Consider the following 23118-nt stretch of genomic DNA (forward strand, 5'->3'; position numbering starts at 1 on the left):
CTGTCCGTGCGCTACTTGTCGCTGCAAGGCCATGCTTGAAAAAAATACCTCAATGGCTCTGGTCGATACCAACGACGAAGGGCTGCGCATTTACGTGCACAGCAAGCCCAAAGTATTTGCCATTTTTACTACTACCGGCTGCCAAGTCTGCAAGGTGCTGGAGCCTATTTTTAGCAAATTGGTGGGCGATAAGCTGTCGATTGGAATTCAGTTCGTGCGCCTCGACTCCGGCGAAAATCCGGTGGCTAAGCGCCTCATGGCCGAGCAGGAAGCCCCATTCTTTGTGAGCTACAGCCAGGGCCGCATGCTGGAGTGCGGTACCTGTGTGAACGAAAAGGAAATGCTGGAGCATCTGACGCGCCTGCGGGGAAAGTAGAGCCAGGGTGAGTAGGAGTGAGGCCACGGCGTAAACAGCTTTCAAAATGCTGGGAGGCTACATTTGTCGGTGTTTTTTCTGCTCTCCAAATTTCTCGATTTTGTGTTGCTGCCCACGGTGTGGCTGCTGGCTCTGTTGCTGGCGGCCCTGCTGGCCCGGCAGCCCCGGCGCCAGCGGCAGTGGCTGGTAGCTGCCTTTGTCCTGGCCTTGCTTACCACCAACCCCGCGCTGGTAAACGAGGCCATGTTGGCCTGGGAGCGGCCGCCCGTGCCACTGGCTGACTTGCCCGCCCGCGCCGATGCGGCAGTACTGCTAACCGGCATCACGGAAGTCGACAAATCGCCGCACGACCGGGTGTACCTGGGCCGCGGGGCCGACCGCCTCACCAATACCTTGTGGCTGTATCGGGCGGGGCGCGTGCGCCGCATCATCATCTCGGGCGGGTCGGGCGCGGTGCTCGACAAGGCCAATGCGGAAGCAACCGAGCTGGCCACGCTGCTGCGGCTGGCAGGCGTGCCGCAACGCGACATTCTGCAGGAAGCCCAAAGCCGCAACACCCGCGAAAACGCTCTTTTCACCAAGCAGCTGGTAGCCGCGAGGCCCGAACTAGACACCCTGCTGCTCGTAACCTCCGCGTTTCATCAGCGGCGGGCGCTGGGCTGCTTCCGAAAGGCGGGGCTTGCGCCCATTGCGGTGCCAGCCGGCTTCCTGAGCACCGACCGCCTCAGCACGCCTGCTTATTGGCTCGTGCCTAACCCCCAGGCGCTGGCAAACCTGAGCATACTGGTGCACGAAATAGCCGGGTGGCTTACGTACAAAGCCATGGGGTATTTGTAAAAAGCGTGCTATTTATCATCCTTCAGCGAGTGCCATACATAGCAAAGGGGGCGCCTTTGGCACATCAAATTGTTTCCTGCTTGCCCCATAGCTCTAAGTGACAAGCAGTGTACTACCCGCCCCGCCCATGCCTGACTGCGGCGAATGCTTTTCACTCCTTAAAGCATGCCTACATTACTGGGCTGGCTCTAGGAAGCGAATCAGCAGGTGCACCGGCTAATGCTTTACGAGGGGCTGGGCCGACCAGCTTTGCGGCATACCCGGTGAATGAACGCCAATTTCTCCACCACGGCGGGCGGGATGACGAATGGGTACGCGTCGGGCAGGCCCATGCTCTGGTTGAGGCTGTTCAGGGCCAGTGAGAGCGGCAGCCATTGCTCCATAATAGCAGCGAAGTCTTCGAGGCGGTAGGGGTCTTCAGTAATGGTGGTGGAAAGATGGTCGGCCTCTTCGCTCACCCGGGGGTTCACGCGGATGCGGTAGGCCAAAGCCGTTTGCAGAGTGTCGACAATGTGCAGGTAGTGGGCCCACGTTTCGGCCCAGTCTTCCCAGGGGTGGGTGGTGGCGTAGGCGCTGATGAAATGCTCGTTCCAATCGGCGGGGGCGCCTTGGTCGTAGTGCTTTTGCAGGGCCTCCGCGTAGTCGGCGCGCTCGTCGCCGAACAGGCGCCGGCACTCCTCGAGGTGGGGCGAGTTATCGATGAGCCGGTCCCAATAGTAGTGGCCTACCTCGTGCCGGAAATGACCCAGCAGGGTGCGATACACCTCGTGCATGTTCCGGCGCGCCATCTCCCGTTCCACGTCATCGGCCTCCTTGATGTTGATGGTGATGAGGCCGTTGTCGTGGCCGGTCAGCACCTTTTTCCCTTTGGGCTTTTGCTCGTCGGCCAGGAAGTCGAAGGCTAAGCCGGTTTCCTCGTTTTCCGTTTTGCTGACAATGGGCAGCCCGAGCTGCAAGAGGCTGAACACCAGGCGGTGCTTGGCCTTTTCCAGGTTTTGCCAGCGGGTGATGTGCTCCGGCTCGCTGAGCTTGGGGATGGTGCGGTTGAGGGAGCAAGCCTGGCAGAGCGTCTCATTGGCATCGGCGGGCAGCAGCCAGTTGCACGCCTGCTGCGCGTGGTTGGCGCAGTGCTTATAGGCAGTGCCCTCGGCTTGGTCGTGCACGGCAACCCACTGTTTTCCATGTTTTCCAAGCGGCTTCAGCGCCACCATCTGCTGCTGCGTGGCGTCAAAACCCAGGGCGTGATTGCACCGCTCGCAGGAGTCATTTTCGAAGTAAACGACTTGCTGGCAGTGCGTGCAATTGAAGAGCTTCATAAAACAATGGGTGAAATAGACCGGACGGCTTGCGCTCAACAGCCAAGCGTCAAGCCGTGAGGCAGTTCAAACGGAGGGCTCCGGAATTGGTTTGCTCAGCATACCTTCCCAAGAGCCTTGCCGGCAGCAAAGCAGGAGCGGGGAGGGGCAGAAAATAATCATATTGATATTTTATAAAACGCGCGTCTTGAGGGTGAATGGGTTGGCGCTCAGCAAAGAATGTTCTTTGATAAGGCCAGCGAATACTCGTAACTAAAAATACCCTCTAATACCTAATTTGAGTACATTTCGCGGTGTTTTGCGAAAAATACGTAACTGTTGATTGAGCGTACTTAGCAAACATTAGCCTGGTCATGGGTAGATACTTAAAAGCAAGGGTCGTCGCGATAAAAATCAATATAGTACAACTTTGTCAAAACGGTGGCGTACATTATATCCTTGCCCCAGCCCTTGCTGGCCTACCCACCCGCGCTACTTCCCGGCTTAGCTTATGATAGAGAATTCCTTGTTGACTGCCTACCAGGAGCAGCCCAACATCTGGGATGAGATGTTTCACCAGAACTCCATCCGCCCCGAATACCGCAACTTCGTCTCGGCCATCGAGAATTTGCCCAATACCGAGCTGGCTCGCAAGGACGAGCTGGCCCGCAAGCTGTTCATGAGCCAGGGCGTTACCTTCACGGTATACAGCAGCGGCGAGGGCATCGAGAAAATCTTTCCCTTCGACATTATTCCGCGCATCATTCAGCACGCCGAATGGCTGCACATTGAGGCCGGCATCAAGCAGCGACTGAAGGCGCTGAACCTCTTCCTCAAAGACATTTACCACGAGCAGTTCATCCTCAAGGACGGCCTGATTCCGGCTGCGCTCATTTATTCCTGCCCCCAGTTTTTGCGGGAAATGATGAACGTGAACGTGCCCCACGACATCTACACCCACATTGCGGGCGTCGACCTGATTCGAAACTCCGACGGGGAGTTCTACGTGCTGGAAGACAACCTGCGCACCCCCTCTGGGGTGTCGTACATGCTCGAAAACCGCAGCATTACCTCGCGCCTCTATCCCGACCTGCTGCCCAAAAACCAGGTGCAGCCCGTGCGCAAGTACCCCGAGCTGCTGTTCCGCAATTTGATGGACCTGGCCGACCGCCACATCAGTGCCCCCACGGTGGTGCTGCTCTCGCCGGGCATCTACAATTCGGCCTATTACGAGCATGCTACGCTGGCCCGACTCATGGGTATTGAGCTGGTGCAGGGCAGTGACCTGGTGGTGAATAACCACTACGTGTTCATGAAAACCACCAAAGGCCTGAAGCAGGTGGACGTGATTTACCGCCGCGTCGACGACGAGTTTCTAGACCCGCTGGTGTTCCGGCCCGACAGCGCCCTGGGCGTGCCCGGCATGTACGCGGCCTACCGCAAAGGCAACGTGGCCATCGTGAACGCCATGGGCAACGGCGTGGCCGACGACAAGGCCGTGTATTGCTACGTGCCCGAGATGATACGCTACTACCTGAACGAGGAACCCATTCTGAAAACGGTGCCTACCTACCAGATGAGCGACCCGGACCTGCGCAAAATGGCGTTTGAGCGCATGGATAAGATGGTGATTAAGAAAACCAACGAGTCGGGCGGCTACGGCATGCTGATAGGCAGCAGCGCCACCGAGCAGCAGATGCAGGAATTCCGCGAAGCCATTACGCAGGACCCGCGAAGCTTCATTGCCCAGCCCATCATCAGCCTGTCTTCCACGCCCTGCTACTTGAACGGCGTGCTGCAGCCCCGCCGCGTAGACCTGCGGCCGTATGCGCTGTACGGGCCCCGGGGCATCGACATTGTGCCCGGCGGCCTCACCCGCGTGGCCCTGCAGGAAGGCTCATTGGTGGTAAATTCCTCGCAAGGCGGCGGCAGCAAAGACACCTGGGTGTTGGGGCCGGATACACATTAAGAACGAAACGGGAGGCATTGTGAGTACGGACGTTCAGCCTGCTCATTTGAGAAACCTCCTGCCTTTCTCCTAAATCGACACTATGTTAAGTCGCGTTGCTGACACCATCTATTGGCTGGCCCGGTATATGGACCGAACCCAGGCCATGCTGCAGGTCATTCGGACCCACTACCAGGCGTCGCAGGACAGCCCCAGCGAATTCAGCTGGCGCTCCTTGCTTTACAGCTACGGCGGCAGCCTCACGCTCGAAGAAGTAGGCGCGATGGAGCGCGACACGCCCCGGGTGCTAGAGCGCATTATTCTGGATAAAGACAACCCCACTTCGGCTTATAACAGCGTGCTGCAGGCCCGCGAGAATGCCCGCGCCGTGCAGGACCACATTACGCAGGAGGTGTGGCATTGCCTGAACAGCTTTTACCACGCCATCCGGGAGGGCGAAATCCCAGAGCAGATTCGCTTCGGCGACCCGCTTTCGGGCATCGACGCCCTGATGCGCCACGGCCTGGTATTCATTGGAGCGGTGCAGAACACCATGCCCCGCGACGAAAGCTACGGCTACCTGAACCTGGGCAAGCTGCTGGAGCGGGCCCTGCAAACCACCGACACGCTGCGCGTGCAGTGGCTGAACGTGGCGGCCCAGCCGTTGCCCGAAAGGGAAGTTCCGCAGCTGCGCTACCTGGTGCACTCCATGTCCGGCCAGGAGCTGTACCTGAAAACCTACCGCGGCAACTTCAACCCCGACAGCGTGCTGCAGTTTGTGCTGCACAACGCCTATTTCACGCACTCGCTGCACTCGTGCCTGAACCGGCTGAGCTGGTACTTCGAGCGGCTGAAATCGGACAGCCTGCCGGAAAGCCACCAGAAGCTGGAGTTCCTAATTGGGCGCCTGGCCAACCAGGTGAAATACACCGACGCGTCGGCCCGCAATCCGCAGCAGCTCAACGAATTTCTGCTGGACACCCGCAAGGAGCTGCTCAACATTGCGGTGGCCTTGGGCAAAAACTATTTGGGGAAAAGCTAAAACGACCGTATGCCATCCTACACCATCAAGCACATCACGCGCTACTCCTACGCCGCCGAAGTCGTAGACGGCGCCAACCAGATTATGCTGTATCCGCTCCCTGACGAGCGGCTGCAGGTGGCGCGGCACGAAGTATGCGTTTCCAGCGACTCCGGCGCCCGGCACGGCCCGCCCATCGACACCTACGTGGACGCCTTCGGCAACACCGTGGGCGTTTTCACGGTGCTTGAGCCCCACACCGTGCTCGTTATCGAGTCCTCGGCCGACGTCACCACCCACCCCATCCAGTTTCCGATGGATGAGGAGCCCGCCGCGCAGCAGTGGCAGGACCTGCGGAGCCGGCAGCTCGACCCGGCTTTTATCGACTTTCTGACCCCCGAGGATTTCAAGTCCTTGGCCGACGTCAAAACCACCCTCAGCCAACTGACCAGCGAAACCGAAAAACCGCTGAAGAATGCCTTGGTGCTCTCCGAATACGTATTTGGGCACTTTGACTACCGCCAGGGCGTGACCAACATCGAAACCCCGGCCGAAGAAATCTGGCAGCTCAAGGCAGGCGTGTGCCAGGATTTTGCGCACATCCTGCAGGCGTTGCTGCGGCAGGTGGGCATCCCGGCCCGGTACGTGAGCGGGTACGTGTGCCCCAAAAAAGAGGAGGAAGGAGCCGAAGTGCGCGGCATCGGCGCCACCCACGCTTGGGTAGAAGCCTACATTCCCAACTACGGCTGGCTGGGCCTGGACCCCACCAACAACACCATCGTGAACGATGGCCACGTGCGCATGGCCATTGGCCGCAATTTCCCGGATTGCACGCCCGTGAAAGGAACCTACAAAGGCATTGGCACCCATAAGCTGCACGTGTCGGTGCAAATCGACTTCGCCGAACCCGTGCCGGCCGATGCCCCGGCCCTGGCGCCAGCCCCCGTGTACGCAGTGCCGGACCCCGAAATGCCCGCGAATTCATTCCGCCTCTACCAGGAGCAGCAGCAACGCCACCAGCAGCAACAGCAGCAGCAGTAGCGCAACCCGGCCGGCGGCGTTTGCCCGGCATGGGTTTGCCTCTGGTTGGGCACAACCCAGACTGCGGCCCGACTATCCTTGGCTGGCTGGGCACGGGCTGCCCGCTGGCAGTAGGCCACAGTCAGCGAACCTGCCTGAGCCACTGCGCCGCCTCTTCCTCGCGGTCAAACTCGCGGTATACCAGGCCGGTGCCGCGGGCTTCGTGCAGCACCTGGTTCATGGAAAGCCGGGCAAAGACGTCGAGGGCCCGCAGCACGGCGCCGTAGCGCGGGCCCGGGCGCCGGCTGGTGGCGCCGAGCCAGACGTCGCGGAGCCACGCTGTCTCCTGCGCCGTGTGGGGGGACATCTGGCGCTGGTCGCTAAGGAGCCGATTCCAGCGGCGGCGGGCCAGCAGGCTGCTCAGGTGCGTGAGCAGGGCCTGAAAGTCGGAGAATTTGCGCGGGCCAGGGTAGTAGCGGACCAGCGCGTAGCCGTTGGGGTGCTCAACTAGGCGCCCCGCGGCGTTCTCGAAATAAATCCCTTCGGGCGCGAGTGGTAGCATACGGGTGAGGTAGAGGCGAGCCGCTGGGTCGGCAAGGGTAGACCAGACCGGTTTCATTCTCCGGGCCGGACACTCGGGCAGCGGGCGTGGGGCGCGGCCTGGATTGGGGTACGCTCGCATTTTCTGGCAGCTAGCCCGCCGATTCAGGCCAGGTGAGTATCGGTGGGAAGGAAGAAAATGAGCTGCCGAGCGTTCATCCAATCAGTTCGCTCGCAAGAACTTGAGGGGTGTCCTTACAAAGGAGCTACGTCCGGTTCGGGTGCCACGAAATGAAACAGCGAGTGCAGTTGCAACAGCCGTAGGCACCGCCGCAACGGGGCATTGACACGGTGCAGCCACACCGCCGTGCCGCCCCGACGCAAGAGCAGCAACTGGGACACGACGTGACTGACGCCGAGCGTGCGTTGGCTGCGTAAGTGGTGACAGTCGACGTGCAGGGGCGGGCGCTGGGGCAGCGGGTCCGAGGCTTGCGCCGCCGCGCACGCTGCCCGAACGGCGTCTGGTACGTCTAAATCGATAAAAGTCGCGGGGGTGGTGTCCTCCTGGGGCGACTCGCGAGGGAAAAGATTGTTTTTCATAGGAAGGGGGAACGGTGCGGCAAGTACCGCTAGAGAGGCAAAGACAAATACCGGAAAGGGACTCTCGGTGCGCCCCCCGGAGCTCAGCGGGTGGTGGCCAGCAGTTTTTGCAGCTGGTCCTCGCTGGTAAGAGGCCCGCGGTAGCGCAACTCACCCGCCGAAAGCGGGCCGGTATACCAGTCGATGTCCCCGCCGGCGGCTGGCACAAAAACTCGTACCACGCCTCGGGGTCCCGGCAGGACGTAGGTAGCCCCCGGTTGCGCGGAGGAATCGGCCGGTGTCCAGCAAATGGCAAAGAACCCGGCGGCAGACAAAAAATTCAGCACGATGTAGCAAATAAAGTGGCGAAACCTGTAGGCAAAGGTCCGGAGCTTGAGGGCACTGGGCCTTCGGCACAAACGCGTAAATGCGAGCCGCTTACTACGGCTTTTGGCCCTAAGTATTTCCCCCCGCGACGGGTGGCGGCATCTGGTTCCGCGGTCGTCCCGAAGCGGCTAATGCAGACGATGAAATAGGGGTACCGAAACGTCAACGCGGGCGCTCAGGAAGCAGCTACTCAAAGAATAGAACCACCCAAATCACATTTTGCAAAAGCTATGGTCATGCCAAGCGCAGCCGAAGCATCACGCTCGGGGTAGCAACTCAGTAGGCTGGGTTTACTACCCCGAGAGCATGATGCTTCGGCTGCGCTCGGCATGACCGTCCTCTATTCCGCGGTTCACACATTGCAGCGGAAGGCTAGTGTAAGCCCGGGTAGGAAAGCTTATTCTGTCTTATCCTTTACTTCCACTTTCTTACCTATCCAAACCGACTTTTGGTTGACGAACTCGCGGATGCCCAAGTAGGACAACTCGCGACCGTAGCCTGATTTCTTAACGCCGCCGAACGGCAGCTCGGGCGAAGATTTCACCAAGCCGTTCACGAACACGGCGCCGCTCTCAATCTGCCGGGCCATGGCTTCGCCTTTTTTTGCATCGGCGGTCCACACAGCGGCGCCCAGGCCGAAGCGGGAGTCGTTGGCGAGGCGCACGGCATCATCGGCGTTTTTGGCTTCCAGCACCAAGGCCACAGGGCCGAACAGCTCTTCCGCATAAGCGCGCTGGCCAGGTTTTATGTTCGATAAAATCATCGGCCTGAACAAGGCGGTACCGGGCTTGGCCTGGCCGCCAAACAGCTCCACCCGGGCGCCTTGGTCTACCGATTCTTCAACCTGACTGGTGAGCTCATCGGCCAGGTCGGGACGGGCCAAGGGGCCGTACTGCGTAGACTCGTCGAGCGGGTCGCCGGGGCGCATGGCCAGCAAGTGCGTTTTCATGAGGCTGATAAAATCTTTCACCACCGGCTTCTCCACAATGAAGCGCTTGGCCGCAATGCAGCTCTGGCCGCTGTTTATCATGCGCGACTGGGCGGCGGTTTTAGCAGCCAATTCTAGGTCGGCGTCGGCCAGCACGATGAAGGCATCGGAGCCGCCCAGCTCCAGCACGGTTTTCTTGATTTGGGCGCCCGCAATGGCCGCCACCGCGGCCCCGGCGCCTTCGCTGCCCGTGAGAGTAGCGGCGCGCACCCGGTCGTCGGTCAGCAGTTTTTCTACCTGGTCGGTTTCAATGAGCAGCGTGCGGAAGCAGGCCGGGGGCAGGCCCGCGTCGTGAAAGATGGCTTCGAGGGCCAGCGCGCATTGGGGCACGTTGGAGGCGTGTTTCAGCAGGCCGACGTTGCCCGCCATCAGGGCCGGGGCGGCGAAACGTACCACTTGCCACAGCGGGAAGTTCCAGGGCATTATGGCCAGCACCACGCCCAGGGGCTGGTAGCTGATGAAGCTGCGGCTGGCGTCGGTTTTGATGATTTCGTCGGCCAAGAAGCCCTCGGCATGGTCGGCGTAGTACTCGCAGCAGGTGGCACACTTCAGTACCTCGGCGCGGCCGTCGGTCACGGGTTTGCCCATTTCCAGGGCCATGAGGCGGGCCAGGTCGTCCTGGCGCTCGCGGAGTATCTCGGCCGAGCGGCGCAAAATCTCGGCCCGGTGCGCGAAGGTGGTGGCCTGCCACTTGGCAGCGGCCCGGTGGGCCTGGTCGAGAATGCGTTCGGTCTTGGCCCAGGTAAACGCCGTGAAGCGACGCAGAACACGGCCGGTGTGCGGGTTGTAGGATTCGATGGGCATGGCGGGTAGGAGGGGGTAGAAAAAAGGGGGTGGAATGAGATTGGCCAAAAGGCGCTAAACGGCGGGGTGGGGCGCACATTCAGTAAACCTTCAACTTATGCCAGGGTAGTACGGTTACGCATTCCAGCACCTTACGGTGGCGATTGCGCCGCTTACTGTATTTTCGTGCGCTTAGTATGAGGCCGATTGCGGCTTCATCATCCACTTTCTGTCACTACCGTGTCCGATACTCCCCTTATATCCCTGCCACCTGCCGCTGAGGCAGAGCTCGTCAGACGGCTGCAAGCCCGCGACGAATCGGCCATGACCCTGTTCTACGAACGGTACTCCTCGGCGCTCTACGGCGTCATCTTCCGTATTGTGAAGGCCGAAGACGAAGCCGAAGACGTGCTGCAGGAAGCACTGGTCAAAATATGGCACGCCTTTGCCAGCTACGACGCCAGCAAAGGGAGGCTTTTTACGTGGGTGCTGAACATCTGCCGAAATCTCAGCATCGATAAAATCCGCTCACGACAGCACCGCGTAGGTAGCCGTACTCAGGGACTGGACGATAGTCTAACAGCGCAGCGGCAAGCGGCGCCCACCACCTTCCGACCAGAGCACATTGGCCTGCAGGAAATCACCCAAAAACTGATTCCCGAGCAGCGCCAGATAATCGACCTGCTCTATTTCGAGGGCTTCACCCAAAGTGAAGTGGCGGAGGAGCTCAACATTCCTCTGGGAACGGTGAAAACCCGGGCCCGCACCGCCATCAAAGTCCTAAGCAAACTCATTCGCTGAATCATCGTGGAAAATATCCAAGAATATATAGAATCAGGCATTCTGGAGCAGTACGCTCTGGGAGAGCTGTCGGCAGCCGAGCAAGCTGCCGTTGAAGCCCAGGCGGCCCGCCATCCGGCCGTTCGGGAAGAGTTGGAACAGGTGCAGGCAGCTTTAGGTTTTTATGCCGAAGCGCACGCCATCACGCCCCCTGCCGGTATGCGGGAGCGGGTGCTGGGCAACGTAATGGCCCAGATTTCGGCTCCCGCTTCGACCAGCGGCCTGCGCGCCGATGTCGACGCCCTGGCGCAGGCCAGCACCACGCCCCAGGCCGGTACTCCGGCCGCCGCCCAGCCCACGCCCGTGGCCGGCGAAGCCGTTGTTCGTCCCATGTCGTCGGCTCCGGTGGCCGAGCCCGCTGGCCGTTCCATCTGGACCATGGCTGCCTCGGTGGCCCTGCTGCTGAGCCTGGGCGCCAACGCCTTGTTTTACAGCCGCTGGAAAGACGCCAGCAACGACCTGGTGGCCCTGCAAAACGACCAGGCCCGCTTTGCCCAAACCACCACCGTAATGGACAAGCAGCTCGGCGAGCTGCGACAGGAAAACCAGGTGCTCCGCAACGACGAGTTCCGCGCGGTGGCCCTGGCCGGCACCAAAACCGCTCCTTCGGCGCGGGCCCGGGTGCTGTTCAACCCCACCACCCATAAGGTGTATCTTGATGTGAAAAGCCTGCCGGCGCTGCCAGCAGGCAAGCAGTACCAGCTGTGGGCCCTCGACAATGGCAAGCCCGTGGATGCCGGCGTGCTTGTCGCCACTACAGTATCGGGCGAAGGCCTCCAGGCCATGAAGGACATCAACAGCGCCCAGGCCTTTGCCATGACGGTGGAGCCCACGGGCGGCAGCGTCAACCCCACACTGAGCACCATGACGGTGATTGGCAATATCTAGAACCGAGTTAGGTTAGATTGTCAACAGGTTGCCAATAATTACCGCTTGTTAGCTAAAGCAGCTAGCAAGCGGTAATTTTGTTTTTACGCTTTTTTCTCTCCGCCATACCCCATGCACGGTTCTATTATTACCCTATTGAAGCGCTACGTGCAAACCCAATACGACCACAGTACTTGGGTTAAGCTCGTGGAGCTTTCGGGACTTGATAAGATTGAGTTTAACCATAAGTCGGTGTATCCCGACGAGCACGTGTATGCCCTGGTGGGCCATGCTGCTGAAATGACTGGCATTCCGGCCGAGGAGCTGCATGAGAAATTCGGCGAGTACCTGGTGCCCGACCTCATGTACATGTACCAGAAGCTGGTGCGCCCGGAGTGGAAAACCCTCGATATGATTGAGCACACCGAGCTGACCATGCACAAGCAAGTGCGCCAGGAGCACGCCGACAACGCGCCGCCCGTGCTCGACGTCACGCGCATCAGCGAAAACGAGCTGATGATTGAGTACGTGTCGCCGCGGCGCATGAGTGGCCTGGCCGTCGGCATTGTGCGCGGCCTGGCCATCTATTACGATGAAGCCGACCGCATCGACGTGATGCCCACCACGTATGATAACGGCGAGCGGGTGAAAATTCACGTGCGTCGCAGCGCTTGATTGGAAGTTCTTCGCAAATCCGTTTTTGTAACTAGTTGACCGCTCCGTGCCCCTTACCCGCGCCGCCTTTGCCTGTTTTAGCTTGTTTGCGCTGAGTGCGTGCGGGCAAACCGAGCCCGGCCAAGCGGGCATGACCAGCCCCACCTACGCGCGCATGCTGCAGGCGCTGTACCGCAACACCGTGCCCACCATTAAGCCCGCCGAACTGGTACGGGAACTGAGCCGGCCCACGGCCCCGCAGCTGCTCGATGCCCGTAGCCCGGCCGAGTTCAGGGTGAGCCATTTGCGCGGGGCCCGGTTTGTGAACTACGACTCGCTGGCCACCGAGCAGTTTGCGGGCCTCGACCGGAGCCGCCCGGTGGTAGTGTACTGCTCGGTGGGCTACCGCAGCGAGCGGCTGGGCGAACGCCTGCACGCCCTAGGCTTCAAAAATGTGCGCAATTTGTATGGGGGATTGTTTGAGTGGGTCAATCAGAATTACCCGGTTTATAATGCCCAGGGGTTAACCCAAAACGTGCACCCGTACTCGGCTATGTGGGGGCCGTGGCTAAAAAATGGACGAAAAGTGTATGAGTAATACAGCCGCGCCGAGGGCGGGTGCTTCAATAGAAGGCAACCACCTGCTCGTATTTGCGCGCGTGCCAGCGTTGGGGCGCGTGAAAAGCCGACTGGCGGCCGGCATTGGCGAAGAAAGCGCCTTGGCTATCTACCAGGAGCTGCTGGCCATCACGCGCACGGCCATTACGGAAGCCGGCGTGCCCACCACGGTTTGGCTGGCGGATACCGCTAGACCGGAACCCACCGCCGCCGAGACCAAGGAGTGGGAGGGCATGGCCACCCGCTGCCAGGAATCCGGCGACTTAGGACAACGCATGAAGGCCGCTTTTGCAGCTGCCTTCGCAGCGGGAGCGCAGCGCGTGGCCATCATCGGCACCGATTGCCCGGGCTTGCGCGATACGCATCTGACCCAGGCCTTTGACTTGCTGGCCGAGCACGAAGTAGTCCTGGGCCCCGCAACCGATGGCGGCTATTACCTGCTGGGCCTGAGCCGACCGCAACCGGAGCTGTTCCTCAACAAGGAATGGAGCACGGCTTCTGTGCTAATCGATACCGTGGCCGATGCCAAGCGCCTGGGGTTGCGGGTAGCTTTCTTGCCAGAGCTGCACGACGTGGACACCGCCGCCGACCTGGAGGTGTGGCGTAGTGCTACCTAAAAGACATTTGAGGTAGGATTGAACAGTGTAGAGACGCCACACTTGGCGTCTCGTCGTTCGGCTGTCGTTCGGGCGTTATCGTTCAACGACTAGACGCGAAGTGTCGCGTCTCTACAGCAATTGGCGCACTATTCTCAATCAGATTTATCTGCCAAGGCACTACTAGTTGCCGTGGGCTGACGCAAAACCTCCCAGCCAAGCACCGCCAAAGTCACTGCATACTCCAGCCCGATAAGCAGCAAGTTTTCAGTATAAGCACGAGTCTGATACGCGGCGTACGACAGCACCGCCATACCACCCCACACCAGCGGGTAGCGAAAACGCGTCAACGCACTAAGGCCAATCAACAAGGTCAGGTACCAGGGATGAACCGTGGTGGCCAGGGCGAAATAAACCGTGAGCAGCAGGAGTAGAGCTTGCGGCAAAGTAGACAGGCTGGGGCGGCGTTCCCGCCACGCCAATACCAGCCCCGACAGCCCGCTAAGCAGCGCTAAAGCCGGGCCGATTACAGCAATCTGGTTGTAGGAAGTGAGCCAGATACCGAGGGGCCGCAGCAGGTAGTAAATGCTGGCATTGAACTCAAAGCTGCGGAAGTACAGGTTGAGGCTCCGGCTGATGTTTATGAACAACTCCACCGACAGAAACGGGCTAAAAAGCACTGCCAGCGTGCCGCCGCAAATGGCAGCATAGCCCAAAAAATGCCGCCAGCCCAGCCGCCGCACCAGCAGCGGCAGCGCCAGCAGCGGCAGCAGCTTGGTGGCCACACCCAGCCCCAGCGCCACCGCCGAACCCAGCCAGCGGCTCCGGCTCAGCAGCCACAAGGCCAGCAGCAGGAAACACAGCACCAAGCCTTCAAAATGCAGATTGCCAGTGAGCTCCACAATCACCAATGGGTGGAGCAGGTACCGCAGCGCTTGCTCAGGCCGGGTACCCACGCCAGCGAGCAGCGCCAGCAGCAGCCACGCTACCCCGGCTTCGGCCAGTAGCAGCACTGCGCGCAGGCCCACGGCAAAGCCAACGTCGGAGTTGGGGAAGGCCCAGGCGGCGGCCCCGAACACGTACTGGCAAACCGGAGGATATACCGAGTAATAATGCGGCGAGTTGAGGCGGCGATACAGCTGCTGCAGCTCAGGCAGGGCCTGATTACGTTTTTGCTCGTCGCGGATGGCCGTACGAGCCCCGTCGGCAATGATTTCATCGGGCCGAAATTGAAAGGGATTCACGCCGTTGGCCACCAGCAGGCCATCCCAGCGAAAGCGGTGCACATCGTCGGAGAAGGCGGGCGTGGCGGGCAGCCACAACAGGCGAAAAACCAGGGCTGCGGTCAGGCCCCAGCGCCACGAAAGCCGGCTGCGCAATAGCCACGCATAGGCCAGCAAAGCCACGGCAAAAAGACTTGCCAGTTGCCCAAAATTCTCCCGTGGGGTGGCATACGCCAGGCCTGCATAGGCCGCCAAGGAAACGAGCAGCGCCACCACTTGGGAATAAGAGGGAAGCATGGAAGCCGTGGTTATTTTATTGGTAATATGTAAACTAGCAAGTTGCTCCGGTCCGACCGCCCTAGGCGGTCCGACCGGTTGCCGCTGGAGCAGGGCGGCGCGCTATTCAACCGGTCGGACCGCCTAGGGCGGTCGGACCGGCGCAAGGACTTAAATTACTGCTGCGAGTGGCGTACCGAATAGTAGCACACCGCCGCAAATCCGAAAGTCAGCAAAGTGTGAAAGGGCAGCAGGCCTGCATCGCCAAAATAGATTCCGGCGCCCAACCCAAAGGCAAAGTACACGGCTAAAACACCTTCCAATACCACCAGCAGCCCCACGCCCCCGGTACGGTAGCGCCGCTTGGTGCGGCCTTTGTTGCCGGTTTTGGGCGTGCGAACGAAGGGCGTGCGCTGGCCCATCCAGCCAAGCAGAACGGCCCGGGCATTATGCAGCGCCAGGCCCATCGACACCGACAGAAAAAGCAGAAAGAACCCCGGGTACAGCTGCGCCTTATTAGTCGGCTGAGCCAGCCGCCACGCCGTGTAGTAGTAATAAATGAGCGGCACGAAGCCCAGCAAAAACACCGATGCCAGCTGAAATACCAGTTGAAACTCGCGGTAGTCGGCTCGCACAAACACCAGTGGCACGCTCAGCAAGGCCATAAGCATAATGACCACATACACGCTGCTGTTGAGCAGGTGAAACGTGGCTTGCAGCTTGGTAGCCAACGGCAGCGACGACCGCCACATGGTGCCAAGGTGCTTGCGGGCCGTCTCGGCGGCGCCCTTGGTCCAGCGAAACTGCTGCGATTTAAGGGCGTCCATCACGGCAGGCAGCTCGGCGGGCGCTACGATTTCGGGACGATACACGAAGCGCCAGCCGCGCAGCTGGGCGCGGTAGCTCAGGTCGAGGTCCTCGGTGAGGGTGTCGGTGTGCCAGCCGCCGGCATCGTCGATGCAGCTGCGGCGCCACACGCCGCCCGTGCCGTTGAAATTGATGAAGAAGCCCGCGAACGTGCGGCCGACTTGCTCAATAAGAAAGTGCGCATCAAGCCCGAAGGCTTGCAGACGCGTCAGCAGGGATTCGTCCTGATTGAGGTGGCCCCAGCGGGTTTGCACCACGCCCACCCGTTCGTCCTGCAAAAAGAAGGGCATGGTGCGGCGCAGAAAATCGGGCGTGGGCACGAAGTCGGCATCGAAAATGGCGATGTACTCGCCGTCGGTTTCGGTGAGGCCGTGACGCAGGGCACCGGCTTTGTAGCCCTCGCGGCCGGGGCGGCGTACGTGGGTGATGTGCAGGCCCCGGGCGGTGTGGTGGGCCACGCGCGCCGCAGCCAGGCCCACGGTGGCATCCGTCGAGTCGTCGAGCACCTGAATGTGCAGGCGGTCGGCGGGGTATTCGAGGGCTGCCGTAGCGTCAATTACGCGTTCTACCACGTTTTGCTCATTGTAAAGCGGCAGCTGCACCGTGACCTTGGGCCAGCTGCTGGGCGCTGGCGGCAAGGGCGTTGGCGGGCCCGCATAGGCACGGCGCGCCAGGCGCGTAAGCTGCCACTGCCCCATGCTGAAGCAGATGATGAACACCAGGCACAGGCCGTACAGCACCACAAGCAAAAGGGGCAGCAGCGGCATCAGAAGCAGAAACTAGAGACCAAAAACACAGAGAACATTTGCCAGAATCGAACAGGAGTGGAGCGCTCGGAGGCGCTTACCAGTACCGGAAAATGGTCCACAAAATCTTGTAGCCCGCCCCGATGGTGCCTCGCACCGTGCCCGATACTTTGCTGGTGCCGATGCGCTTGCGGTAGCGCACGGGCACTTCCACGGTGCGCAGGCCCTGGCGGGCGGCTTTCACTTGCATTTCCACCGTCCAGCCGTAGGTTTTGTCTTCCATGTGGAGGCCAAGCAAGGCCGGGGCGAGGATGGCCCGGAACGGACCTAAGTCGGTGAAGGTGCCGCCGTATCGCAGGCGCATCAGCCGCGAGGCGAGCCAGTTGCCGAAGCGTTGCTGCGGGAGCAGCGCGCCGCGTTCGCGCACGCCCAGCGCCCGCGAGCCAATGACCATGTCGGCGTCGCCTTGGAGCAGGGGAGCCAGCAGCTCGGGCATTTGTTCGGGGAAGTCGGAATGGTCGCCGTCGAGAAATACGACGATGTCGGGCTGTTCGGATTGGGGCTTGCCGAAGACGTAGGCCATGCCCGCCAGGCAGGCATAGCCGTAGCCGGGGCGGGCCTCGTGCAGCACCGTGCCCCCGGCCGCCCGGGCCACCGCGCTGGTGTTGTCGGTCGAATTATTGTTGACCACCACCACTTCCTGCACTAGCCCGGCCGGGATTTCTGCCAGCACCAAGGCAATGGCATTTTCCTCGTTGTGAGCCGGAATGATAACGCTGATGCGGGGCGGAGCCATAGTAAAAAGAAGGGCGGAGCGGTCCGCAGCAAGCCAATAATCCGGGCAGCACGCGCCAACCGCACCACAAAGATGCCGCCGCCGCCGTAAAGCAGCACGGTGCTGCAACTTTGCGGCTGTCATACATCAAACCCAATCATGCTTCAGGTAGGCCAACCCGCTCCCGACTTTACTTTGAAAACCACTACCGGCGACACGTTCCGCCTCTCGGCGCTGCGTGGCCGGCACGTGGTGCTGTATTTCTACCCCAAAGACGACACGCCCGGCTGCACCGCCCAAGCCTGCAGCTTCCGCGACCAGTACGAGGACTTCAAGGACCTCGGCGCCGAAGTAGTGGGCATCAGCTCCGACAGCGAGAAATCGCACCAGAAGTTCACCGCTAAGCACAACCTGCCTTTCGAGCTGCTGGCCGATGAGAAAGGCGAAGTGCGCAAGCTCTACGAAGTGCCCCGGGCTCTGTTGGGCCTGCTGCCCGGGCGCGTCACGTATGTGATTGATAAGAATGGCATTATCCAATACATTTTCAACTCCTTGAGCGGGGCCGTCGACCACGTGAGCAAGACCAAGGAGGTGCTGGAAGGCTTGCCGGCTTAGTTTGAACGGTCGGCAAAGCGGGTAGCGGTTGATTATTTCTGACCCCTATATCTGTCATGCTGAGCGGAGCGAAGCACCTTATCCCCGATGAACAAAGCGTTAAGACGTGAGAGGATGCTTCGCAAGCTCAGCATGACAGACGGGGGCAGGGTCAACATGGCGCATTCAACGGGGCCTAGCCTACATGAAACCCTTTTTGTTTACTCTAAATAATACTCAGCGTCCACAGTTTGTCGTAGAGCGGAATGTTTCTTACAGACTCTGTTATGCTCCGATACTTCCTGCTTCTACTGTGGCCATTGCTACTCACGGCCACCACCAGCCACGCCCAAACCGCTCCACTCAACGCCACGCTCGATGGCTACGAGTACCCTTTTCCTGTCAAAATATTGCCGCTGAAAATAGAAGGGCAGGCCCTGCGCATGGCCTATATGGACGTGCCCGCCACGGCAAGCCCCAACGGCCGCACCGTAGTGCTACTTCACGGCAAAAACTTTTTCGGGGCCTACTGGCGCGAAACCGTGAAGGCGCTCACGGGCGCCGGTTTCCGCGTGGTGGTGCCCGACCAGATTGGGTTCGGCAAGTCAGACAAAGCTGACATTCATTACTCTTTTCATCTGCTGGCGCGCAACACCAAAAAGCTGCTCGACACGCTCGGCGTGAAAAAGGCCGTCATTGTGGGGCATAGCATGGGCGGCATGTTGGCCACCCGCTTCGCGCTGATGTACCCGGAAGCCACCGAAAAACTCGTGCTCGAAAACCCCATCGGCCTGGAGGATTACCGCGTGGGCGTACCGTTTCAAAGCGTGGACCAGGCCGAGGCCGGGGAGCTGAAAAGCACCGAAGCCAGCATTCGGAAGTACCACGCCACCTATTACCCCAACGGCTACCCGGCTGCCCACGACCAATGGCTGCTCCCCCTGGCTGCCCAAACCCGTAGCCCCGACTTCGCCAAAGTGGCCCGCGCCAATGCCCTCACCTTTGAGATGATTTACCAGCAGCCGGTTAGCTACGAGTTCAGTCGCATCACGGCGCCCACGCTGCTCGTCATTGGGCAGCAAGACCGCACGGTAGTGGGCAAGGGCCTGATAAAAGACCCCAAAGTGCTGGCCCAAATGGGCCAATACCCAGCCCTGGGCCGCCGCACCGCCGCCCAGATTAAGGGCGCCAAGCTGATGGAGCTGGAGAAAGTAGGCCACATCCCGCACCTGGAAGCGGCGGCGCAGTTCCACCGGGCGCTGCTAGGGTTTCTGCAGTAATGGGCCAGGCCGTAGGGTAGGACCAGGAGGAACATTTGCGCCATTGTAATATTGCCGGGCAATTGCTCAGCTTATATCGAGCTAACGCCCTGTTGCGTTTGGCCTTACCTTGTTTCCTCTGTTGCTATGTCCAGTCTGTTTGTTGAAATCCTGAAGCGCGCCCAAGCCGAAAAACGCATGCTGGGCGTTCGAAGCAACTCGTCGGACGGCAGGTTTTCGGTGGGCTACGTGGTCAATTTCAGCGATGAGATGGTGATGCTGCGCGTCATCAACCGCGACGGTATGCCGACCGGGGTGCAGTCCTTCAACATGGAAGATATTTTCCAGATAGATTTCGACGACCGATACATCCGCAACATCGAGCTCAAGGAAGACAACCTGGACAAAGTGTATGCGGGCATCAAGTCGCCCGCCTTCATGGAGCAGGAATACCTGACCATTCCGCTGCTGCTGGCCCGTGCCATGGAAGCGCAGCAGCTGGTGTTTCTGGCCACGCAGGTAGGGCCCGACCTGTACGGCCGCATCCAGCAATTCACCGACGAACACGTGCTCCTGAACTGCTATACCGAATACGGGGAGCACGATGGCCTCGCCACCATTCGGGTTGATAACATTCGAAATTTCATTTGGAGCGACGAGGACACGCGCATGATAGAGCTGCACCTGAAGCTGCAGGAGTTGCGGCGGCAGTAGACAGGTCGCTAGCCCTGGTCCGACGCCCTAGGCGTCCGACCGGTTGTAATGAGGACTCTGGGTAGTTTGGGCCGAGAGTATTGTTCTCGCAACAACCGGTCGGACGCCTAGGGCGTCGGACCGGCACACTCCCCCAAGCCGCTAATCGGCCGCGCTAGCGGCCTCTTTGGTCGCAACGCTGGCCCGACTGTTGGCGCGGAAGCGGAAGTGCTTTTCTATGCTCACAATAATGAGCAAGGTCAGTCCGGCTCCGAAGATGCGCAGCAGCTGCACGCCTCCGAGTGGGCTGGTGCTGAACAGGTTGTTCATGAACGGCAAGTAAACGAACAGAGCCTGCAGGAATAACATGGCGGCAATGCCGTAGTAAATCCAGAGGTTCGAAAAGAAGCCGATTTCCTTGACCGGCCGCACCAGCGAGCGGCAGCTAAAGAGGTAAAAAACCTCCATCACCACAAGCACGGTGGTGGCCACGGTCTGGGCTTCGGCCAGCGAAGCGCCCAGGCGCCGCTCGTACACGAATAGGCCAAAGGTGGCCGCCAGCATCAGCACACCCACCAGCAGTGTGCGCATGGTAAGCTCAAAAGTGAGGATGGGTTGGTCGGCGGGGCGGGGCGGGCGGTCCATGATGCCGGGCTCCTTGGGCTCGAACGCCAGGGTGAGGCCCAGCAGCACGGCCGTGGTCATGTTAATCCAGAGAATGTGGATGGGCTGCACGGGCAGCTGCGTGCCAAATGCAATGGCGGCCAGGATGGTGAGGGCCTCGCCTAGGTTGGTGGGCAGTGTCCAGACGATGAACTTGGTGAGGTTGTCGAACACGCCCCGTCCTTCTTCCACGGCGCCCTCGATGGAGGAGAAATTGTCGTCGGTGAGCACCATGTCGGCTGCGTCCTTGGCCACGTCGGTGCCGGTGATGCCCATGGCGATGCCGATGTTGGCTTGCTTCAGCGCGGGGCCGTCGTTCACGCCGTCGCCGGTCATGGCCACCACCCGGTCGTTGGCCTGCAGGGCCTTCACGAGGCGTAGCTTCTGGTCGGGCGACACGCGGGCAAACACGGCGGTGCTGTTGGCCACTTCGGTCAGCTCCTCGTCGCTCATCTTCTCCAACTCCTTGCCGGTTATGGCCACCAGCCTGCCGTTTTCCTCCCGCCCCAGCAGGCCCACTTGCCCGGCTATGGCTGCCGCCGTGAGGGCGTGGTCGCCGGTTATCATCTTCACGGCGATGCCCGCAACCTGGCACAGGTGCACGGCCTCCACCGCTTCCTGCCGGGGCGGGTCTATCATGGCCTGCAGGCCCAGAAACACCAAGCCGCTGCCGGTGTTGCCGTGGTCGATGGCCGTGAGGCCGGCGGGCGCATCGACGGTGGCAAAGGCCAGCACGCGCAGGCCGTCGCTGGCCATCTGCTCCACCTGCTGCATAATGGCGGCGGGGTCTACGTCGGCCAGCGTGCCATCGGCCAGCATTGCGTGGTCGCAGCGTTCGAGCAAGGCTTCAACGGAGCCTTTCAGGTAGATGATGGGCTGCTCGCCGCCGTGCAGCGTGGCCATGTACTGGTATTCCGACTCAAAGGGAATGGCGTCGAGGCGCGGGCAGTCCTGCTCTAGCTCGGCGCGCTGCAGGCCCCCTTTGCCGGCCGTTACCACCAGGGCCGCTTCGGTGGGGTCGCCTTCGGCGGTCCATTTGCCTTCTTTTTCGGCTACCGCGCTGTCGTTGCACAGCAAGCCGGCTTGCAGGCACCGCGCCAGCGCCTGGTTGGTGGCCAAGTCGGCGGCCTGTCCATCGAGCAGGATATCGCCTTCGGGCCGGTAGCCCAGGCCATTCACCTCGTAGGTGTGGCCGCCGGCGGCCAGCCGCTGCACGGTCATCTGGTTTTCGGTGAGGGTGCCGGTTTTATCGGAACAGATGACGCTGGTGCTGCCCAGCGTTTCCACGGCCACCAGCTTGCGCACAATGGCGCGGCGGGCTGCCATTTTCGACACGCCCAGCGCCAGCATGATGGTGACGGCCACCGGCAGGCCCTCCGGAATGGCGCCCACGGCCAGCGCCACGGCCACCATAAACGTGTCGGCGAGGCTTTCGCCGCGCCACAGGCCTATCAGAAACACCACCACGCACAGGGCCAGAATCACCCACAGCAGCAAGTGGCTGAACTGTTTGATTTTGCGAGTGAGTGGCGTTTCCAGGTCGTCGGCCCCAGCGATGGACTGCTGAATTTTGCCGACTTCGGTGCGGTCGCCGGTGGCGATTACTACGCCCCGGGCCTGTCCGTAGGTGACGGATGTGGAGGCGTATCCCAGGCACAGGCGGTCGGCCAGGCCGTGGTCGGCGGGCACGGGCTCCTGGTTTTTTTCCACCGCCACCGACTCGCCGGTCAGCGCCGATTCGTCCACTTTCAGGTCACGGGCCCGCACCAGGCGCACGTCGGCCGGAAACCGGTCACCCGACTGCACCAACACTACGTCGCCGGGCACCAGCTGCCGGGCGTCGATTTCCTGTCGGTGCCCGTTGCGAATCACCTGGGCGTGGGCCGTCATGCTCTTGGCCAGCGCATCGATGGCCGCCAGTGCCTTCGATTCCTGCACGTAGCCGATGACGGCGTTGACGAACACCACCGCGAAAATGACAATGGCGTCGGTGTACTCTTTCAGAAATATGGTGACCACCGTGGCCGCCAGCAAAATGTAAATCAGCGGCTGATGGAACTGCAGCAGGAAGCGGAGCAGGGCGCTTTGCTGGGCTTTGGGCGTCATCTGGTTGAGGCCCGCTTGGGCTTGCCGCTCGGCTACCTCGGCATCGCTCAGGCCCTGCTCGGGCGACACCTGCAGGTGCTCCAGCACGTCGTCGGCGGGCAGGCTGTGCCAGGCCACGGCCTCATCGGCCGACAATTGCAAAGGTTTGGTTTTGGGTTTGGTTGCTTCTCCTACTGCGCTCATAGCCATTCGATTACTGGGTCTGGTTCCCGTTCACGTTTTGCCCGCCGTCAAGTTGCTCCGCAGCACCGTGTGGTCTGCTGTCGGGCCCTGTGCAGGGCTGCTCGTTGGGCCACTGCAATTTCTTTTTTACCCGTTTCCGGGTCAGGTTCAGCGCATTGGCTGACAGATGCTTTACGGCAGGCGCCCCGCTTTGGATTAAAAAACTTGTCCTTTGGGCCCCGGCAGGGGCGTGAATGGTAGCCCGCAAAAGTCCGCTTCAACGCTTGCTATCGAAATGAGGAAACTTGCTGGGGCGCATGATTTATGTCATCCATTATTTAAGCACGATGAGTAGTGGCCATCGGGTTGTAAAAAAGTTGCACCTCAACTGGTTAGTTGAACTGG

Annotated in this window: 22 protein-coding genes; 13 read left to right on the plus strand and 9 right to left on the minus strand. The window is 60.7% G+C overall.

What is annotated here, in order from left to right; all coding sequences use genetic code 11:
- Positions 1-31: 31 nt before the first annotated feature.
- Together BMZ66_RS02330 and BMZ66_RS02335 are read left to right on the plus strand one after the other, a co-directional pair.
- Positions 32-376, plus strand: a complete 345-nt coding sequence (locus BMZ66_RS02330; protein WP_092668547.1) for a YbbN family protein — start codon at positions 32-34, stop codon at positions 374-376.
- A gap of 69 nt (positions 377-445) precedes the next feature.
- On the plus strand, positions 446-1213 hold the full coding sequence (locus tag BMZ66_RS02335; protein ID WP_234794994.1) for a YdcF family protein: 768 nt from the start codon (positions 446-448) through the stop codon (positions 1211-1213).
- Between the two features lie 224 nt (positions 1214-1437).
- Here the strand turns inward: BMZ66_RS02335 and BMZ66_RS02340 are convergent, their stop codons facing one another.
- Entirely contained in the window at positions 1438-2529 is a 1092-nt protein-coding gene (locus tag BMZ66_RS02340; protein WP_092668551.1) for a zinc-binding metallopeptidase family protein, read from the minus strand.
- Between the two features lie 490 nt (positions 2530-3019).
- Between BMZ66_RS02340 and BMZ66_RS02345 the strand changes: the two genes are divergently transcribed.
- The 3 genes from BMZ66_RS02345 (at position 3020) to BMZ66_RS02355 (ending at position 6518) form a co-directional block, all read left to right on the plus strand.
- On the plus strand, positions 3020-4477 hold the full coding sequence (locus BMZ66_RS02345) for a circularly permuted type 2 ATP-grasp protein (RefSeq protein ID WP_092668553.1): 1458 nt from the start codon (positions 3020-3022) through the stop codon (positions 4475-4477).
- An 82-nt stretch (positions 4478-4559) separates the two neighbouring features.
- The gene (locus tag BMZ66_RS02350) at positions 4560-5498 is read left to right on the plus strand and encodes an alpha-E domain-containing protein (RefSeq protein ID WP_092668555.1); all 939 of its coding nucleotides are present in this window, start codon (positions 4560-4562) and stop codon (positions 5496-5498) included.
- Between the two features lie 9 nt (positions 5499-5507).
- On the plus strand, positions 5508-6518 hold the full coding sequence (locus tag BMZ66_RS02355; RefSeq protein WP_092668557.1) for a transglutaminase family protein: 1011 nt from the start codon (positions 5508-5510) through the stop codon (positions 6516-6518).
- A gap of 121 nt (positions 6519-6639) precedes the next feature.
- Here the strand turns inward: BMZ66_RS02355 and BMZ66_RS02360 are convergent, their stop codons facing one another.
- The 4 genes from BMZ66_RS02360 to BMZ66_RS02375 form a co-directional block, all read right to left on the minus strand.
- Positions 6640-7059, minus strand: a complete 420-nt coding sequence (locus tag BMZ66_RS02360) for a hypothetical protein (protein WP_092668559.1) — start codon at positions 7057-7059, stop codon at positions 6640-6642.
- A 233-nt stretch (positions 7060-7292) separates the two neighbouring features.
- Positions 7293-7637: a hypothetical protein gene (locus BMZ66_RS02365; RefSeq protein ID WP_092668562.1), complete on the minus strand. Its 345-nt coding sequence runs from the start codon at positions 7635-7637 to the stop codon at positions 7293-7295.
- A gap of 83 nt (positions 7638-7720) precedes the next feature.
- Complete coding sequence (locus BMZ66_RS02370; protein WP_092668564.1) at positions 7721-7963, minus strand: hypothetical protein; 243 nt, start codon at positions 7961-7963, stop codon at positions 7721-7723.
- 437 nt (positions 7964-8400) lie between these two features.
- A complete protein-coding gene (locus BMZ66_RS02375) occupies positions 8401-9795 on the minus strand; it encodes an NAD-dependent succinate-semialdehyde dehydrogenase (RefSeq protein ID WP_092670214.1) in 1395 nt (464 codons plus the stop codon).
- 219 nt (positions 9796-10014) lie between these two features.
- Between BMZ66_RS02375 and BMZ66_RS02380 the strand changes: the two genes are divergently transcribed.
- From BMZ66_RS02380 to BMZ66_RS02400, 5 genes are all read left to right on the plus strand, one after another.
- A complete protein-coding gene (locus BMZ66_RS02380; protein WP_092668566.1) occupies positions 10015-10575 on the plus strand; it encodes an RNA polymerase sigma factor in 561 nt (186 codons plus the stop codon).
- 6 nt (positions 10576-10581) lie between these two features.
- The gene (locus BMZ66_RS02385) at positions 10582-11502 is read left to right on the plus strand and encodes an anti-sigma factor (protein ID WP_092668568.1); all 921 of its coding nucleotides are present in this window, start codon (positions 10582-10584) and stop codon (positions 11500-11502) included.
- Between the two features lie 111 nt (positions 11503-11613).
- Positions 11614-12156 carry a heme NO-binding domain-containing protein gene (locus BMZ66_RS02390; protein WP_092668571.1) on the plus strand — a complete coding sequence of 181 codons (543 nt, stop codon included), beginning with the start codon at positions 11614-11616 and terminating at the stop codon, positions 12154-12156.
- 46 nt (positions 12157-12202) lie between these two features.
- Entirely contained in the window at positions 12203-12733 is a 531-nt protein-coding gene (locus tag BMZ66_RS02395) for a rhodanese-like domain-containing protein (RefSeq protein ID WP_092668573.1), read from the plus strand.
- Positions 12726-13370, plus strand: a complete 645-nt coding sequence (locus tag BMZ66_RS02400; protein WP_092668575.1) for a TIGR04282 family arsenosugar biosynthesis glycosyltransferase — start codon at positions 12726-12728, stop codon at positions 13368-13370. Before BMZ66_RS02395 ends, BMZ66_RS02400 begins: the two co-directional genes overlap by 8 nt.
- A gap of 134 nt (positions 13371-13504) precedes the next feature.
- Here BMZ66_RS02400 and BMZ66_RS24995 read toward each other — a convergent pair whose 3' ends face one another.
- The 3 genes from BMZ66_RS24995 to BMZ66_RS02415 all read right to left on the minus strand — a co-directional run bounded on the left by BMZ66_RS24995 (position 13505) and on the right by BMZ66_RS02415 (position 17257).
- On the minus strand, positions 13505-14869 hold the full coding sequence (locus BMZ66_RS24995; protein ID WP_143080013.1) for an MptA/MptB family glycosyltransferase: 1365 nt from the start codon (positions 14867-14869) through the stop codon (positions 13505-13507).
- Positions 14870-15024: 155 nt separating this feature from the next.
- Positions 15025-16482, minus strand: coding sequence for a cellulose synthase family protein (locus tag BMZ66_RS02410; RefSeq protein ID WP_177204562.1), 1458 nt, complete (start codon positions 16480-16482; stop codon positions 15025-15027).
- Between the two features lie 76 nt (positions 16483-16558).
- Positions 16559-17257: a glycosyltransferase family 2 protein gene (locus BMZ66_RS02415; protein WP_092668577.1), complete on the minus strand. Its 699-nt coding sequence runs from the start codon at positions 17255-17257 to the stop codon at positions 16559-16561.
- A gap of 138 nt (positions 17258-17395) precedes the next feature.
- On the opposite strand from BMZ66_RS02415, the gene BMZ66_RS02420 reads away from it, so the two are divergent.
- The 3 genes from BMZ66_RS02420 (at position 17396) to BMZ66_RS02430 (ending at position 19803) form a co-directional block, all read left to right on the plus strand.
- Positions 17396-17851, plus strand: a complete 456-nt coding sequence (locus BMZ66_RS02420; protein WP_214606942.1) for a peroxiredoxin — start codon at positions 17396-17398, stop codon at positions 17849-17851.
- A 266-nt stretch (positions 17852-18117) separates the two neighbouring features.
- Positions 18118-19110 (plus strand): alpha/beta fold hydrolase, encoded by a 993-nt coding sequence (locus tag BMZ66_RS02425; protein ID WP_092668579.1) that lies wholly within the window; start codon positions 18118-18120, stop codon positions 19108-19110.
- 126 nt (positions 19111-19236) lie between these two features.
- Entirely contained in the window at positions 19237-19803 is a 567-nt protein-coding gene (locus BMZ66_RS02430) for a hypothetical protein (RefSeq protein WP_092668581.1), read from the plus strand.
- A 141-nt stretch (positions 19804-19944) separates the two neighbouring features.
- Here BMZ66_RS02430 and BMZ66_RS02435 read toward each other — a convergent pair whose 3' ends face one another.
- A complete protein-coding gene (locus tag BMZ66_RS02435; RefSeq protein ID WP_092668582.1) occupies positions 19945-22734 on the minus strand; it encodes a cation-translocating P-type ATPase in 2790 nt (929 codons plus the stop codon).
- Between the last annotated feature and the right edge of the window lie 384 nt (positions 22735-23118).

The organism is Hymenobacter arizonensis (assembly GCF_900115775.1).
Classification (GTDB): Bacteria; Bacteroidota; Bacteroidia; order Cytophagales; family Hymenobacteraceae; genus Hymenobacter; species Hymenobacter arizonensis.